The organism is Billgrantia sulfidoxydans (genome assembly GCF_017868775.1).
In the GTDB taxonomy this organism is placed as follows: domain Bacteria; phylum Pseudomonadota; class Gammaproteobacteria; order Pseudomonadales; family Halomonadaceae; genus Halomonas; species Halomonas sulfidoxydans.
The window spans coordinates 3645122-3659746 of record NZ_CP053381.1 but is presented as its reverse complement, the minus strand read 5'-3'; the positions used below and the strand labels follow the sequence as shown (position 1 = coordinate 3659746).

Sequence of the window (14625 nt, the reverse complement as noted above, 5' to 3'; positions counted from 1 at the left end):
AATTCATCGCACTTCGTGTTTTTATACACAGAAAGTCTAAGGCGGCGCTGAATGGTTCCATCTTCAGCGCTCCCGGAACCAGCCGGTTTACAACGACAAACCAGGAGCATCGCCATGTCCGTACGCGAGATATCCATGTACATCGACGGCCAGGCCGTCCCGTCCCAGAGCCAGGAGTGGCGCGACGTGATCAACCCCGCCACCCAGGAAGTGGTGGCGCGTGTGCCGTTCTGCACCGCCGAGGAGGTCGATCGCGCCGTGGCCAGCGCCAAGGCCGCGTTCAAGGAGTGGCGCAAGACCCCGCTGGCCAAGCGCATGCGCATCATGCTCAAGTTCCAGGCGCTGATTCGCGAACATACCGAGGAGCTTGCCGCGCTGATCACCGAGGAACACGGCAAGACACTGCCCGACGCTGCCGGCGAGGTAGGCCGCGGCCTGGAGGTGGTGGAGCACGCCTGTTCGATCACCTCGCTGCAGCTCGGCGAGCTGGCCGAGAACGCGGCCAACGAGGTCGACGTCTACACCCTCAATCAGCCGCTGGGCGTGGGCGCCGGCATCACCGCCTTCAACTTCCCGATCATGCTGCCCTGCTTCATGTTCCCGCTGGCCATCGCCGCCGGCAACACCTTCGTGCTCAAGCCCTCCGAGCAGGACCCCAGTTCCACCATGCGCCTGGTCGAGCTGGCCCACGAGGCGGGCGTGCCGGCTGGGGTGCTCAACGTGGTGCACGGCGGCCCCGACGTGGCCAACCAGATCTGCGACCACCCCGACATCAAGGCGCTCTCCTTCATCGGCTCCACCCACGTGGGCACCCACATCTACCGCCGCGCCTCCGAGGCAGGCAAGCGGGTGCAGTCGATGATGGGGGCCAAGAACCACTGCGTGGTGATGCCCGACGCCAACCGCAGCCAGGCCATCAACAACCTGCTGGGCTCCGCCTTCGGAGCTGCCGGCCAGCGCTGCATGGCCAACTCGGTGGTGGTGCTGGTGGGCGAGGCCAAGGCCTGGCTCGACGATATCGTCGAGGGGGCGCGCAACATGAAGGTGGGGCCGGGCACCCAGCGCGACGCCGACCTCGGCCCGCTGATCTCCAAGGCTGCCCGCGATCGCGTGGTGCGCCTGATCGACGCCGGCGAGAAAGAGGGCGCCAGGCTGCTGGTCGACGGCCGCGGCTGTCAGGTGGAGGGCTACCCGGACGGCAACTTCGTCGGTGCCACCGTGTTCGCCGACGTCAAGCCGGAGATGACCATCTACCGCGAGGAGATCTTCGGCCCGGTGCTGTGCGTGGTCAGCGTCGATACCCTGGATGAGGCGATCGAGTTCATCAATGCCAACCCCAACGGCAACGGCACCTCAATCTTCACCAACTCCGGCTGGGTGGCGCGCCGCTTCGAGACCGACATCGATGTCGGCCAAGTCGGTATCAACGTGCCGATCCCGGTGCCGGTGGCCTACTTCAGCTTCACCGGCTCGCGCGGCTCCAAGCTCGGTGACCTGGGCCCCAACGGCAAGCAGGCGATCCAGTTCTGGACCCAGACCAAGACCGTCACCGCGCGCTGGTTCGAACCCGAGAACGTCTCCAGCGGTATCAATAGCACGATATCGCTGAGCTGACCTGACCCGGGTGATCAAGCGCCCCCGCCCTCGTTGCGGGGGCGCTTGCGTTTATAATGGCTAAGTGTTTTTTGCAGCAAGTCGCCAACAGCCGTGGTATCTAGACCAGACACTGGCGTCACCGTGACAGGGTACTTTGCTGCATGCCGCACCTTTCTCCATTCGTGGTCGGGCTTCACCAATGGCTACTGGCCTTGTTGTGCCTCGTCCCGCTCAATGCCCAGGCCGCTATCGAGGTTGGCGCCCTGACTGGGGAGCTGAACCTGGGGCCGCATGTCCAGCTGCTCGAGGATGCCGAGCGCGAGCTCGACATCGAGCAGCTGGTGGGCGAGGGTGGTGCCCTGGCGTGGCAGCCCTCGCGGCAGGAGACTCTCAACTTCAGCTTCTCCGACTCGGCGTGGTGGTTGCGGCTGCGAATCGAGAACGGCTCCAGCAAGGAAGTGCGCAGGCTGCTGGAGCTGGCCATGCCCCTGCACGACTACCTCGATGCCTATGTGGTGGATGAGCACGGTGAGATCGTCAGCCAATGGCAGACAGGTAATCGTCGGGATTTCGATTCCCGCCCCGTTACCCATCGCACCTTCGTGCTGCCGGTCTATGTGCCTGCCGGTGAGTCGCGGCAGATATTCCTGCGGCTCGACACACATGACGGGCTGTATGACGCCACGCCCCTCTACCTGATGAGCGATGCGGGCTTCCTGGCCAAGGCCCAGCGCGAGCTGATGGCCTTCAGCCTCTACTTCGGTGCGCTGCTTGCGCTGTTGATCTACAACCTGCTGCTCTATGTGGCGACGCGGGAGCGCTCGCTCCTGCTCTACGTGGCTTACCTCGGGTCCTTCTTCATTCTGATGTTCACGGCGCGAGGCTTCGCGTTCCAGTACTGGTGGCCGACACTACCGACATTCAACAACCAACTGGTGCCGATCAATATCGGCTTCTTCGCTCTCATGCTCGCTGTCTTCAGCAACAGTTTCTTGAGCCTGCGCCGGCATGCCCCCCGTATGACCCACGTACTTTTTGTCGTGGGCGGCATGTGCCTGCTCAGCTCCCTGCCGGCGCTACTCGGCCATTATGCGCCATTGTTTCGCCTGATGATCCCCGCCGCCATCGTGCTCTCCTGCCTGTTGCTGGGCGTGGCGGTGTGGCGGAGCTTGCAGCGCGATACCCTTGCCAGGATCTACCTGGTGGCATGGGGCGTGCTGCTGGTAGGCGTCGCGCTGTACTTCCTGCGGGTCGCGGGCGTGCTGCCCTACAACCTCGTGACTGAATACGCCGTCCAGGTCGGCTCGGGCATCGAGTTTCTGCTGCTCTCGCTGGGGCTGGCTTGGAAGATCAATCAGTTCAAGAACGAGAAGCTCGCCGCCGAGCGCGCCACGCTCGAGCTGCAGCGCTCCCTCAACGAGCGGCTGGAAGTGGAGGTAGAGCAACGCACGCACGAACTGGAGCGAGCCAACCAGCGGCTCACGGCGCTGGCGCGCACAGACCCCTTGACCGGCCTGCTGAACCGCCGCCAGTTCCATGAGCTGGTCGAGGAGAAGCTGCAGGAGCGACGACGCAGCGGTCTGCCGCTGCTGTTCGCAGTGATGGATATCGACGACTTCAAGCGGTACAACGACGCCTACGGCCATCAGGCAGGCGACGAGGTGCTGATGCGGGTGGCCACCATGCTTCAGGACCACTTCCAGCGCGCCGGCGACCGGTTGTTCCGTCTGGGCGGAGAGGAATTCGGCATCCTGCTCGAGGCCGATTCGCTGGAGGCGGGGCAGCATGCGCTGGAGCGCTTCCGCCAGGCCCTGGAGCAGCTTCGAATTCCCCACGAGACATCGTGCTATGGAGTGGTGACCGGCTCCTTTGGCCTGGTGTGCTGCCGCGACTGTCGCAAGGTGCCCTCCGCCATGGCCCTGTATCGTCAGGCGGACCTGGCGATGTACGAAGCCAAGGAGCGGAGTCGTAACCGGGTGGTGACCCGATCCATAGCCGAGGTACTGGAGTAGCCTTGAAGCGAGGATGCACGGAGGTCGCATGGACAATGTCTTTACGTTGACGTTAACTGTCGATACCACAAGGATAACGAAGGCTCAACCATGACCGCACCGATCAGCCGCTTCCCCGTACCCGAATCGATCGAAGATCTGCCCGACGATATCCGCGAGGCCATCCTGGCCGTACAGGAGAAGGCCGGCTTCGTGCCAAACGTGTTCCTGATGCTGGCGCATCGCCCCGATGAATTCCGCGCCTTTTTCGCCTACCACGATGCCCTGATGGAGCGGGAATCCGACACCCTGACCAAGGCGGAGAAGGAGATGATCGTGGTCGCCACCAGCGCCCGCAACCGCTGCCTCTACTGCGTGGTGGCTCATGGCGCGCTGGTGCGCATCTACAGCAAGGCCCCGCTGCTGGCCGACCAGGTGGCGATCAACCACCGCACCGCGCCGATCAGCGAGCGCCACCGGGTGATGCTCGACTTCGCGCTGTACTGCGGCCTGGAGTTGGGCGAACTCACCGATGAATGGCAGGCCCGCCTCGTCGAGGTCGGCTTCACCCACGAGGACATCTGGGACATCGGCGCCATCACCGCCTTCTTCGGCCTCTCCAACCGCCTCGTCACCCTCACCGGCACGCCGCCGAACCCGGAGTTCTACCTGATGGGCAGGGTGCCGCGGGAGAAGTAGCGGCCTCGCAAGGCGGGGTGTGGCGTTTCAGAGGCGGCACGCTTCCAACAGCATCCGCACCGGCTCGAGCTGGCTGACGTGCAGCGCCAGCACGCTGTCGCCGGAAGCGTCGTCTGCCGGGCGGATCACGGCGAATTCGCCCTCTTCGAGATGGAATTCGTGGATCTCGCGGGGGCCTTCCGCGGTGCGGCACTGGATCGAGCGGTAGCTGTCGTCCTCGCCGTAGGTGAGGCGGTGATAGACCTTGAAGAAGGTGTAGAGCGTGAGCCCTTGGTCGAAGGCGGGCCAGCGCGCCGGGATGGTGCGCGTCTCCTCGTCGAGGGCCTGTCCCTTGGCCTCGGCGGCGGCGATGGCGTCGGCCAGCGGTGCGGCGAGCAGCGAGGCGTCGTCGCGAGGCAGCGGGGCAGCGCCGTCGATGGCCCGCTGGTGGTCGCTGCTGATCCGCGCCAGGTCGTCGAGCGAGGCGATGCGGTAGTCGGCGTGGGCCAGGTCGGCGGGCTCGAAGCCGCCGTTCTCCCAGCCATGAATGACCCGCAGCGTCAGTCGGCCATTGGCCAGCGGCTCGCCGACCAGTGCCTGCAGGGCGACTCGCAGGTGCAGCTGGCGCTCGACGGCCAGGTTGTCGAAGGCGGAGTAGGGGTCGGCAAAGAGGTGGTGAAGGTGCCCGGGGGCGTGTTCCTTGGCTTCGCTAAACATGGCGGTTCCCTGCGAGGGAGGAGTGTTCTGGTTTTTTCATTGTTATATCATTTCCAGAGGCTCGAGGTCATATCGGCTCGTGTAGGGCCGGCTTGAGTCTCGTGATGACCCATACCTTCACTGTCGCCAGGGGAGTCTCGCTACGGCGAGGCTGAGAGAGCGCCAGGCGCTGACCCTGGAACCTGATCCGGTTCATACCGGCGGAGGAAGTGCGACATGTTCTACCTGACGTCAGCCGTGCTCGGCGCGGCGCTGCTGTGCTTTGCCTTCCTGGGCCTGCATGCCCGCCGGGCCGACGGCCCTCTCGACGACTACGTCACCGCCCGCAACTCTCAGTCCGCCGCTACCTTGGGGCTGTCGTTCCTGGCCTCGGGCATGGGCGCGTGGATCCTCTTCGCGCCGCCGGAGATCGGCGCCTTCGTCGGCCCGGTGGCGCTGGCGGGTTATGCCATCGGTTCGGCGCTGCCGTTCATCGTGCTGGGGCTCTACGGCCCGGCGATCCGGCGCCAGCTGCCTGAGGGGCGCAGCATCGGCGAGTTCGCCGAAGCCTGCTACGGCACCGGCGTGCGGCGCTGGGTGGCGCTGGTCTCGGTGCTCTACATGGCCTGCTTCCTGGCCGCCGAGCTGACCGCTATCGGTGCGATTACGGCGCTGCTGTCGGAAGTACCGCCGGCACTGGTGGTGATCGGCGTGGCCGCGACCACGCTGCTCTACACTGCCATCGGCGGCCTGCGGGCGAGCCTGGCCACCGATCGCTGGCAAGCGTGGCTGCTGATCGCCCTGCTGCTCATCGTGGGCGGCGTCGCCCTCGTGCGTCTGCCCGAGATGCCCGTCGGGGCAGCGCTGCCGTCGATTCCCGTCGACGGCGCACTGGGCGTGGCGCTGACCCTGGTCATCGCGGTCACCGCCGCCAATCTCTTCCACCAGGGATACTGGCAGCGGGTCTGGGCCGCCCGCGACGAGCGTGCGCTGCATCGCGGCGCCTGGCTGGGCGGCGCGACTACCGTGGCGGTGGTCGCGCTGGTGGGCGGGCTCGGCATGCTCGCGGCGATGAGTGGCCTGACGCTCGGTGAGCCGCCGATGCCGTTCTTCGCGCTGCTCGGCGAGGCGCCGGGCTGGCTGGCGCTGCCGGCGCTGGTCTTGGCGGTCACGCTGGTCGCTTCCAGCGTTGATACCCTGCAGAACGGCATTGCCTCGCTGGTGGTGGCGGGGTCCGGCAGGCGTGGGCTCTCCATCGGGGCGGCGCGGCTGGTCAGCGTGGCGCTGATGGTGCCGGTGGTGATCGTGGCGCTGCAGGGGCTCTCGGTGCTGCGCCTGTTCCTGATTGCCGATCTGCTGTGCGCCGCCATCGTGGTGCCGGTGCTGCTCGGTCTGTGGCGGCGCATGACCCCGCTGGCCGCGATGGCGGGAGGCATGGCGGGCCTGCTCGGCGCCATCCTGCCGGGCTGGGTCGCCCAGGGCAGCCTGGCGGCCGGCGTGCTGGCGGCGAGCTTTCCGGGCAGCATTCCCACGCTGCCGCCGTTCCTCGGTGCGCTGGCGGCCTCGACCCTGGTCAGCCTGGCCGTGGCGAGCGCGGCGCCCCACGAACGCGCCCGCCCGCTGTGAGCCGGTCGCAGGAGCGCTCCCCGGCGGTTGCGTCGCGGGGCGTGAAGGTCGCGAGGCAAAGGTCTAGCTTGATATCGATGCCGTGACTTGCGAATCTGTTGTTGATTATTTTAAGCACAAGCGGAAAGTATATTCGACGTCAACAACGACAATCGCGAGGACGACATGACCCAGGAAAACGGAAAAGCGGCGGGGCAGCTGGCTCGAGTGCTGGCCCGCAAGGATGTGCTGGCGCTGGCCTTCGGCGCCATGATCGGCTGGGGGTGGATCGTGCTGACCGGCAGTTGGATCCAGTCGGCCGGAAGCCTGGGCGCGATCACGGCCTTTCTGGTCGGCGGGCTGATCATCGTGCTGGTGGGCCTCACCTACGCCGAGCTCGCCTCCGCCATGCCCCAGGTGGGCGGCGAGCATGTCTACAGCTACCGGGCGCTGGGGCACTTCGCCTCCTTCCTGTGCACCTGGGCGATCACCCTGGGCTACGTCAGCGTGGTGGCCTTCGAGGCCGTGGCGTTGCCCACCGTCGTCGAGCACTTGTTCCCCGACTACGCCGTGGGGCACCTGTGGACTATCGCCGGCTGGGAGGTGAAGGCGACCTGGGTGGCCGTCGGGGTGGCCGGCTCGGTGCTGATGATGTGGGTGAACTACGTGGGCATCCGCACCGCGGCACTGCTGCAGAAGCTGGTGACCCTGCTGATCCTGGTGGTGGGCATCCTGTTCATCACCGGCGCGCTGTTCCAGGGCAGCACAACGACCATGGAGCCGCTGTTCTCCGTCGAGCAGGGGGTCCTGGGGGGCATCATGCTGGTGATCATCATGGTGCCTTTCATGTTCGTGGGTTTCGACGTCATCCCCCAGGCGGCCGAGGAGATCAACCTGCCGTTTCGCGAGATTGGCCGCGTATTGATGATCTCGGTGATCATGGCGGTGTTCTGGTATTCGTTCATCATCCTCGGCACCTCCTTGATGCTGAACCCCGACCAGCTGGCTACCAGTTCCCTGGCCGTGCCGGATGCCATGCAGGCCGTCTTCCAGGCGCCATGGGCGGGCAAATTGATGATCCTGGCCGGTATCGCGGGCATCGTCACCAGTTGGAACGCCTTCTACGTGGGTGGCTCGCGGGCGATCTATGCGCTGGCGCACTCCGGCATGCTGCCGGCCTGGCTGGCCAAGCTGCATCCCAAGCACCGCACCCCCACCAACGCCATCCTGGTGATGGGCGTGCTCTCGTCGATCGCGCCGTTCTTCGGCCGTCCGGCCCTGGTCTGGCTGGTCGTGGCCGGCGGGCTCGGCATCGTCATCGCCTACCTGTTCGTGGCGGTGTCGTTCGTGGTGCTGCGGCGTCGCGAGCCGGAGATGCCGCGCCCGTTCCGGGTGCGCCACGGCAAGCTGGTGGGCAGCCTCTCGATCCTGCTCTCCCTGGGGCTCATCGCCCTCTATCTGCCCGGCAGTCCCTCCGCGCTGGCACCGGTCGAATGGCTGATGTCCGCCGGCTGGATGGGCGGCGGCCTGGCGCTCTACGCCTGGTCGAGGAAGCGCTACGGCATCGCCTACAGCGACCGCATGATGACCCGCGAGCTGGCCGGAGCGGATCCCTATCCGGGACGCTGAGGCATTGCCGCCGTCTTGCGAGGCCACGTCGCGTGGCCTCGGTGAATGGCGGGATATTTGCCAGCTCGGCCTCGGGCGGCCACCCTCAGTAGATCACCCGATCGATCGAAACGGAGACCGCCCATGAGCGACACCTCGGACCCGCGCCGCCGCCACTCCGCCCCGGTGGTGGATGGCGTCGGCAAGTCGGCCAGCCGCGCCATGCTGCGCGCGGTGGGCTTTTCCGATGAGGACTTCACCAAGCCCCAGGTGGGCATCGCCTCCACCTGGAGCATGGTCACGCCGTGCAACAGCCACATCCACGAGCTCGCCGAGCGCGCCCGCGACGGCGCCGACTCGGCCGGCGGCAAGGGCGTGATCTTCAATACCATCACCATCTCCGACGGCATCGCCAACGGCACCGAGGGCATGAAGTACTCTCTGGTCTCGCGCGAGGTGATCGCCGACTCCATCGAGACGGTGGCCGGCTGCGAGGGCTTCGATGGCCTGGTGGCCATCGGCGGCTGCGACAAGAACATGCCGGGCTGCCTGATGGGGCTGGCGCGGCTGAACCGGCCCAGCGTGTTCGTCTATGGCGGCACCATCCAGCCCGGCGTCAACCATACCGACATCGTCTCGGTGTTCGAGGCCATGGGCGCCCACAGCCGCGGCGACCTGGACTTGATCGAGCTGAAGCAGATCGAGGAGACGGCGATTCCCGGCCCGGGCTCCTGCGGTGGCATGTATACCGCCAACACCATGGCCTCGGCCATCGAGGCGCTGGGCATGAGCCTGCCGGGGAGCTCGGCCCAGGAGGCGGTGTCGCCGGCCAAGCGCACCGACTGCGAGGCGGCTGGTGCCGCCGTGCTCGAACTGCTCGAACGCGACATCAAGCCCAGCGACATCATGACCCGCGAGGCCTTCGAGAACGCCATTACCATGGTGATTGCCCTAGGCGGCTCCACCAATGCGGTGCTGCACCTGATCGCCATGGCCAGCAGCGTGGGCGTGCCGCTCGCGCTTGCCGACTTCACCGAGATCGGCCGGCGTGTGCCGGTGCTTGCCGACCTGCGCCCGAGCGGGCGCTACATGATGAGCGAGCTGGTGGCGATCGGCGGCATCCAGCCGCTGATGAAGACCCTGCTCGACGCCGGCCTGCTGCACGGCGATTGCCTCACGGTCACCGGCAGGACGCTGGCCGAAAACCTGGCCGGGGTCGGGCCGTATCCCGAGGGCCAGCCGATCATCGCGCCGCTGGAGGCCCCCATCAAGCGCGAGAGCCACCTGCGCATCCTGCATGGCAACCTGGCCCCGGACGGGGCCGTGGCCAAGATCACCGGCAAGGAGGGCACGCGCTTCTCCGGCACCGCGCGGGTATTCGGCTCGGAGGAGGAGGCGCAGGCGCGCATCAACGACGGCACGGTCATGGCCGGCGACGTGGTGGTGATCCGCTACGAGGGCCCGCGGGGCGGCCCGGGCATGCGCGAGATGCTCACGCCCCACCTCAGCGATCATGGGGCGGGGCCTGGGCGACTCCGTGGCGCTGATCACCGATGGCCGCTTCTCCGGCGGCAGCCACGGTTTCGTGGTGGGGCATGTCTCGCCGGAGGCCTTCGACGGCGGGCCGCTGGCGCTGGTGGAGGACGGCGACACCATTACCATCGACGCCGAGGTGGACACCATCGAGCTTGGCGTCGACGAGGAGGAGCTCGCCCGCCGCCGTGCGGCCTGGCGCCAGCCGCCACCACGCTATACCCGCGGCGTGCTGGCCAGGTACGCACGCACTGTCAGCTCCGCCAGCAGCGGAGCGGTGACCGACCTGCCACCCGACGAGTGAGCCGTGCCTGGGTGCGTTTGGCTTTCCCCCGGGGCTTGGCTAGCTTGATGAGGCACACGTCAACCAGCAAGGAGGCAACATGCCCAAGAGCGGACCCAAGCAGGCGCGCGTCGAACCGATTCGCGATGCCGAGGACATCAACCTGCCGGTGACCGGCTGGCATGTCATCGACGAGACGGACCCCGACAATGAGATCGTCGTCTCCGAGCACGAGACGGAGGTGGAGGCGCTCAAGGCCGCAGAAGAGTACGAACAGCGCGAGGAGTGATCCGGCGCGTAAAGAGGGCCTCGCCATACATAAACGCCTCGCATGAGCGAGGCGTTCTTTATTTGGCCGCGAGGCGCGTCGTCTCGAGACGGCGGGCTGGCGCGCTAGTAATCGAGCGCACTGTCCGGGTCGACAGTGTGATAGACCAGACGTAGCTCGTCGAGAGAGAGGTGCTCGAGGCGGCCTGCCAGCAGATCGCTGATCTTCTGTGCCGGAAGCCCGGCGCGGCGAGCGATTTCGCGACAGCCAAGGTCGGAAACGGCGATCAGCCGTGTGACGATGCGCATGAGGCGTGTGCGTTTTTCCAAATCCCTGACATCGAGGTCAGGGCATCTTCGCGGGGGGTCGAGGAGTTCCGCGTTGGAAGAATGTCGTGCCGTACTCATGATGCTCCAGTGGGCGGTTGCGACACACACATCATGGGGGCATTTCGGCGATTTTGCCAGTACCGATTCGCGACTTTTTCGCGCCGCCGCGAAAGCCGCCGTCCGGTGGGCCGGGTTGCGCCGACCTTGGTGGAATTGCCGAAAATTCACCAAAACGTAGAAACTGAGAATTAGCCCCTAGGCGCTGGGGCGTGCTAGTTTTTTTCAGGTAAGCGGCCGGCCTTGCCCGGTGCGTCCGCAACAACCATAAACGATCCCGGTTTCAGGACGGAGGAAATCCATGCGAGCTCTCAAATACGCGGCAGCCGCTTCGCTGCTGGTCGTGGCCCCGCTGGCGAGCGCCCAACAGCTCTCGATCGCTACCGGCGGTACCGGCGGCGTGTACTATCCGATCGGTGGTGGCTTCGCCGAGATCATCAACGACCACCTCGAAGGCTACGAAGCGAGTGCCGAAGTGACCGGCGCCTCGGTCGAGAACATGGGGCTGATCATGCGTGGCGATGCCGACCTGGCCCTGGTGCTGGCCGACACCGCCCAGCAGGCCTACGAGGGTAGCGGCGACTTCGAGGGCCGCCAGATCGAGAACACCCGCGCGCTGGCCTCGGTCTACCCCAACGCGGTGCAGCTGGTGGTGCTCGCCGACTCCGACATCGAGTCGTTGGCGGACCTGAAGGGCAAGCGTGTCTCCGTCGGCGCCCCGGGCAGCGGCACCGAGCTCAACGCCCGCGCGCTGCTGGAATCCAACGGCATCACCTACGATGACATCACGCCGCAGCGGCTGAACTTCAACGAGACCGCCGACGCCATCCGTGACGGCGACATCGATGCAGGCTTCTGGAGCGTCGGGCCGCCCACCAGCTCGATCCTCAACCTGGCCGCCACCCGTGACATCCGCCTGATTGGCCTCTCCGACGAGGAGATCGCCAACGCGCAGGAGCAGGAGCCGGTATTCGCCGCCTATCAGCTCAAGGCCGGCATGTACGACGGTATGGAGGAGCCGGTGCAGACCATCAGTATCCCCAACGTGCTGGTCGTCAACGCCGACATGGACGAGGAGCTGGCCTACAACCTGACCAAGGTGCTCTTCGAACGCATCGACGACCTGATCGCCGTGCACCCGGCGGCCAACGACACCACCATCGAGTTCACCATGGGCTCGACGCCGGTGCCGCTGCATCCCGGGGCGATCCGCTACTACGAAGAGGTCGATGCCGAGATTCCCGACAAGCTGCGCCCATGACGCGGCGGCGCGGCGGGAGGTGTGACGCATGAAGGTCGCATCGCTGTCGAGCCGGGCAAGCAAGCGCATGATGGCAGGGTGGGCGAGGATGCCCGCCCTGCCGTCGTGTTGCCGGCCGTATAATGGCCGGCGGTATCGCCTGCTGGCAGCGGCCATCGTCGGCTGGCTGGGGCTGGTCGCGGTGACGGCGAAGGCCGAGGACGGCGCGTCGCTGGCCGTGCTCGATGCCGCCGGCGATACCCTGGTCGAGGTCCCCCTCGAGCCCGGCATGCGCTGGTGTCTGGGCTGGAACCACTCGGTCAAGAAGTTTCCGGTACTCGACTGCTATCGCTACCACCAGGGGCGGATGGTGCTCGAGCGCAGCCACCAGCCCGACTTCGCGGCGGGCCTCGGCCACACGCTCGGCCGCGGCGAGCAGGTCTCGGATGGCGAGGGCGGCTACTGGATCGAGAACATCGACGAGCCCGTGCCCGGCGACCGCTATGTGCTCCGGGTCGGATCGCCGAGCGTCGACCATCGCCTGCTGTGGCAGGACGATGGCGGCGAGTACCGCATCAGCCTGAGCGGCCTGGCCGCCGGCGAGCGCGTCACCCTACAGCTCAACAAGCCTGAAGCGACAGGCAAGCCTGACGACGTCTGACGAGGAGTCCGATGAACGAATCCAACAGCCCGCCCGTGACGATGCCCGGGGGCAATGCCATTCAGCCGCGCTTCGTGTTGTGGCTAATCACCATCGTGGCGGTGGGGCTGTCCCTGTTCCAGCTCTATTCGGCGGGTATCCAGCCGCTGGGCCTGTTTTATCAGCGCGGCATTCACCTGGCGCTGATCATGATGCTCGCCTTCCTGATGTTTCCGGTGTTCGGCCCCCACCGCAAGCGGGGAGTCGTCGGCTGGCTGATCGATATCGCCTTCTTCTGCGGCGCCGTGGTCACCGGCGGCTATCTGGTCTTCTTCCTGGACGAGATCATCAATCGCGCCGGCTTCTGGAGCGAGACCGACATCCGCATCGCCATCATCGCCACCGTGACGGTGCTGGAGGCGAGCCGTCGCGCGGTGGGGCTGGGCATGACCGTGATCGGCGCGCTGGCAATCGTCTACGCCTTCGCCGGGCCGCGCGGCGAGCTGCCCTGGCTGGGCGAGTGGCTGCCCGGCATCCTCGGCCACCGCGGCTACGGCCTGGACCGCGTGGCCGGCCAGCTCTACCTGGGGCAGGAGGGCATCTTCGGCCTGCCGCTGGGCGTGGCGGCCACCTACATCTTCATCTTCGTGCTGTTCGGTGCCTTCCTCGAGAGCACCGGCGCCGGCAAGTTCTTCATCGATATGGCCTATGCCGCTACCGGGCGCCAGCGCGGCGGCCCGGCCAAGGCGGCAGTGCTCGCCTCCGCCGGCATGGGCTCGATCTCCGGCAGCGCCATCGCCAACGTGGTGACTACCGGCGCCTTCACGATTCCGCTGATGAAGCGCCTGGGCTACAAGCCGCACCAGGCCGGCGGCATCGAGGCCGCCGCCTCCACCGGCGGGCAGATCATGCCGCCGCTGATGGGGGCCGGGGCCTTCCTGATCGCCGAGTACACCAACACGCCCTACCTGGACGTGGTCAAGGTCAGCATCCTGCCGGCGATCATGTATTTCGCCACGGTCTACCTGTTCGTGCACATCATCGCGCTCAAGCAGGGTATGCAGGGCATGGCGAAGAGCGAGCTGCCGCAGATGCGCGACGTGATGCGCGAGGGCTGGCACTTCCTGCTGCCGCTGGCGGTGCTGGTGTGGCTGCTGGTGATGAGCATGTCACCGATGCGCGTGGGCTTCTACGCGGTGGTGACCATGGTCGCCGTGGCGGTGCTGCGCTATGCGTTCTGGTTCCTGTTCATCGCGCCGCGCCAGGGCGAGAAGGTAACGCTGGCGAGCATTCAGCGCGTGCTCTGGGCCGGCCTGGTCAAGCTGGTCGAGGGCCTCGAGCTCGGCGCGCGCAACGCCGTGGCCGTCTCCATGGCCTGCGCCGTGGCCGGCATCATCGTCGGCGTGGTCGGCCTGACCGGGCTGGGGCTCAAATTCTCCTCGATGATGATGGCGTTCTCGGGCGGCAACCTGCTGCTGGCGCTGGTGCTGGTGCTGCTCGCCAGCTTGGTGCTGGGCATGGGGCTACCGGTCACCGCCAGCTACATCGTGCTGATCGTGCTGGTGGGCCCGGCGCTGTCCAACGAGTTCGGCGTGCCGCTGCTGATCGCCCACCTGGTGGTGTTCTGGTATTCGCAGGACTCCAACGTCACGCCGCCGATCGCCCTGGCCGGTTTCGCCGGGGCGGCGATCGCCGGCAGCAAGCCGATGGAAACGGGCATCCAGGCGTGGAAGTTCGCCAAGGGGCTCTACCTGATTCCCGTGTTCATGGTCTACAACCCCGAGATCATCATGGGCGGGCCGGTGCTGGTCGTCATCTGGAACGCGATCATCGCCATCCTGGCGCTGTGTGCCTTCGCCGCGGCGCTGGAAGGGTACCTCTTCACGCGCATGTCGTGGTTGCCGCGCATCGCCATTACCGCCGCCATCGTGGCGGTGTTCTACCCCAGCCTGGTGGTGGAGGCGGCCGGGGTGGTCGTGATGATCGTGGCGCTGGGGGGCAACTGGCTGGCCAGCCGGCGCGAGTTCGGCGCTACCGGGGCGGTCTGAGCGCCTGTTCAGTTGGTCAAGATGACGGCGCCCGCGGGCGCCGTTAGAATACT

General features: G+C 66.6%; 11 protein-coding genes, 1 pseudogene and 1 riboswitch. Of the genes and pseudogenes, 10 read left to right on the top strand and 2 right to left on the bottom strand.

Annotation, left to right across the window (positions count from 1 at the left end; all coding sequences use genetic code 11):
* Positions 1–114: 114 nt before the first annotated feature.
* The 3 genes from HNO51_RS16840 to HNO51_RS16830 all read left to right on the top strand — a co-directional run bounded on the left by HNO51_RS16840 (position 115) and on the right by HNO51_RS16830 (position 4286).
* Complete coding sequence (locus HNO51_RS16840) at positions 115–1614, top strand: CoA-acylating methylmalonate-semialdehyde dehydrogenase (protein ID WP_209537932.1); 1500 nt, start codon at positions 115–117, stop codon at positions 1612–1614.
* A 143-nt stretch (positions 1615–1757) separates the two neighbouring features.
* Positions 1758–3608, top strand: a complete 1851-nt coding sequence (locus HNO51_RS16835; protein ID WP_209537931.1) for a sensor domain-containing diguanylate cyclase — start codon at positions 1758–1760, stop codon at positions 3606–3608.
* Between the two features lie 90 nt (positions 3609–3698).
* Positions 3699–4286 (top strand): peroxidase-related enzyme, encoded by a 588-nt coding sequence (locus HNO51_RS16830; protein WP_209537930.1) that lies wholly within the window; start codon positions 3699–3701, stop codon positions 4284–4286.
* Positions 4287–4313: 27 nt separating this feature from the next.
* On the opposite strand, the gene HNO51_RS16825 is transcribed toward HNO51_RS16830, so the two are convergent.
* Positions 4314–4982, bottom strand: coding sequence for a hypothetical protein (locus HNO51_RS16825; RefSeq protein WP_209537929.1), 669 nt, complete (start codon positions 4980–4982; stop codon positions 4314–4316).
* 118 nt (positions 4983–5100) lie between these two features.
* A riboswitch (TPP riboswitch) is annotated at positions 5101–5209 on the top strand.
* On the opposite strand from HNO51_RS16825, the gene HNO51_RS16820 reads away from it, so the two are divergent.
* From HNO51_RS16820 to HNO51_RS16805, 4 genes and pseudogenes are all read left to right on the top strand, one after another.
* Entirely contained in the window at positions 5199–6587 is a 1389-nt protein-coding gene (locus HNO51_RS16820; protein WP_209537928.1) for a sodium:solute symporter family transporter, read from the top strand. It overlaps the preceding riboswitch by 11 nt.
* A 165-nt stretch (positions 6588–6752) precedes the next feature.
* A complete protein-coding gene (locus tag HNO51_RS16815) occupies positions 6753–8195 on the top strand; it encodes an APC family permease (RefSeq protein WP_209537927.1) in 1443 nt (480 codons plus the stop codon).
* A gap of 123 nt (positions 8196–8318) precedes the next feature.
* Positions 8319–10011, top strand: a pseudogene (ilvD, locus tag HNO51_RS16810) (dihydroxy-acid dehydratase).
* Between the two features lie 79 nt (positions 10012–10090).
* Positions 10091–10279: a hypothetical protein gene (locus HNO51_RS16805; protein ID WP_167113303.1), complete on the top strand. Its 189-nt coding sequence runs from the start codon at positions 10091–10093 to the stop codon at positions 10277–10279.
* A 104-nt stretch (positions 10280–10383) separates the two neighbouring features.
* On the opposite strand, the gene HNO51_RS21180 is transcribed toward HNO51_RS16805, so the two are convergent.
* The gene (locus tag HNO51_RS21180) at positions 10384–10665 is read right to left on the bottom strand and encodes an XRE family transcriptional regulator (protein ID WP_197448391.1); all 282 of its coding nucleotides are present in this window, start codon (positions 10663–10665) and stop codon (positions 10384–10386) included.
* A gap of 280 nt (positions 10666–10945) precedes the next feature.
* On the opposite strand from HNO51_RS21180, the gene HNO51_RS16795 reads away from it, so the two are divergent.
* Genes HNO51_RS16795 through HNO51_RS16785 form a run of 3 tightly spaced genes read left to right on the top strand, consistent with a single transcriptional unit; the run spans position 10946 to position 14572 of the window.
* The gene (locus HNO51_RS16795) at positions 10946–11905 is read left to right on the top strand and encodes a TAXI family TRAP transporter solute-binding subunit (protein ID WP_197448390.1); all 960 of its coding nucleotides are present in this window, start codon (positions 10946–10948) and stop codon (positions 11903–11905) included.
* A 28-nt stretch (positions 11906–11933) separates the two neighbouring features.
* Entirely contained in the window at positions 11934–12545 is a 612-nt protein-coding gene (locus tag HNO51_RS16790; protein WP_330932867.1) for a DUF1850 domain-containing protein, read from the top strand.
* An 11-nt stretch (positions 12546–12556) separates the two neighbouring features.
* A complete protein-coding gene (locus tag HNO51_RS16785) occupies positions 12557–14572 on the top strand; it encodes a TRAP transporter permease (RefSeq protein ID WP_197448389.1) in 2016 nt (671 codons plus the stop codon).
* Positions 14573–14625: the final 53 nt, after the last annotated feature.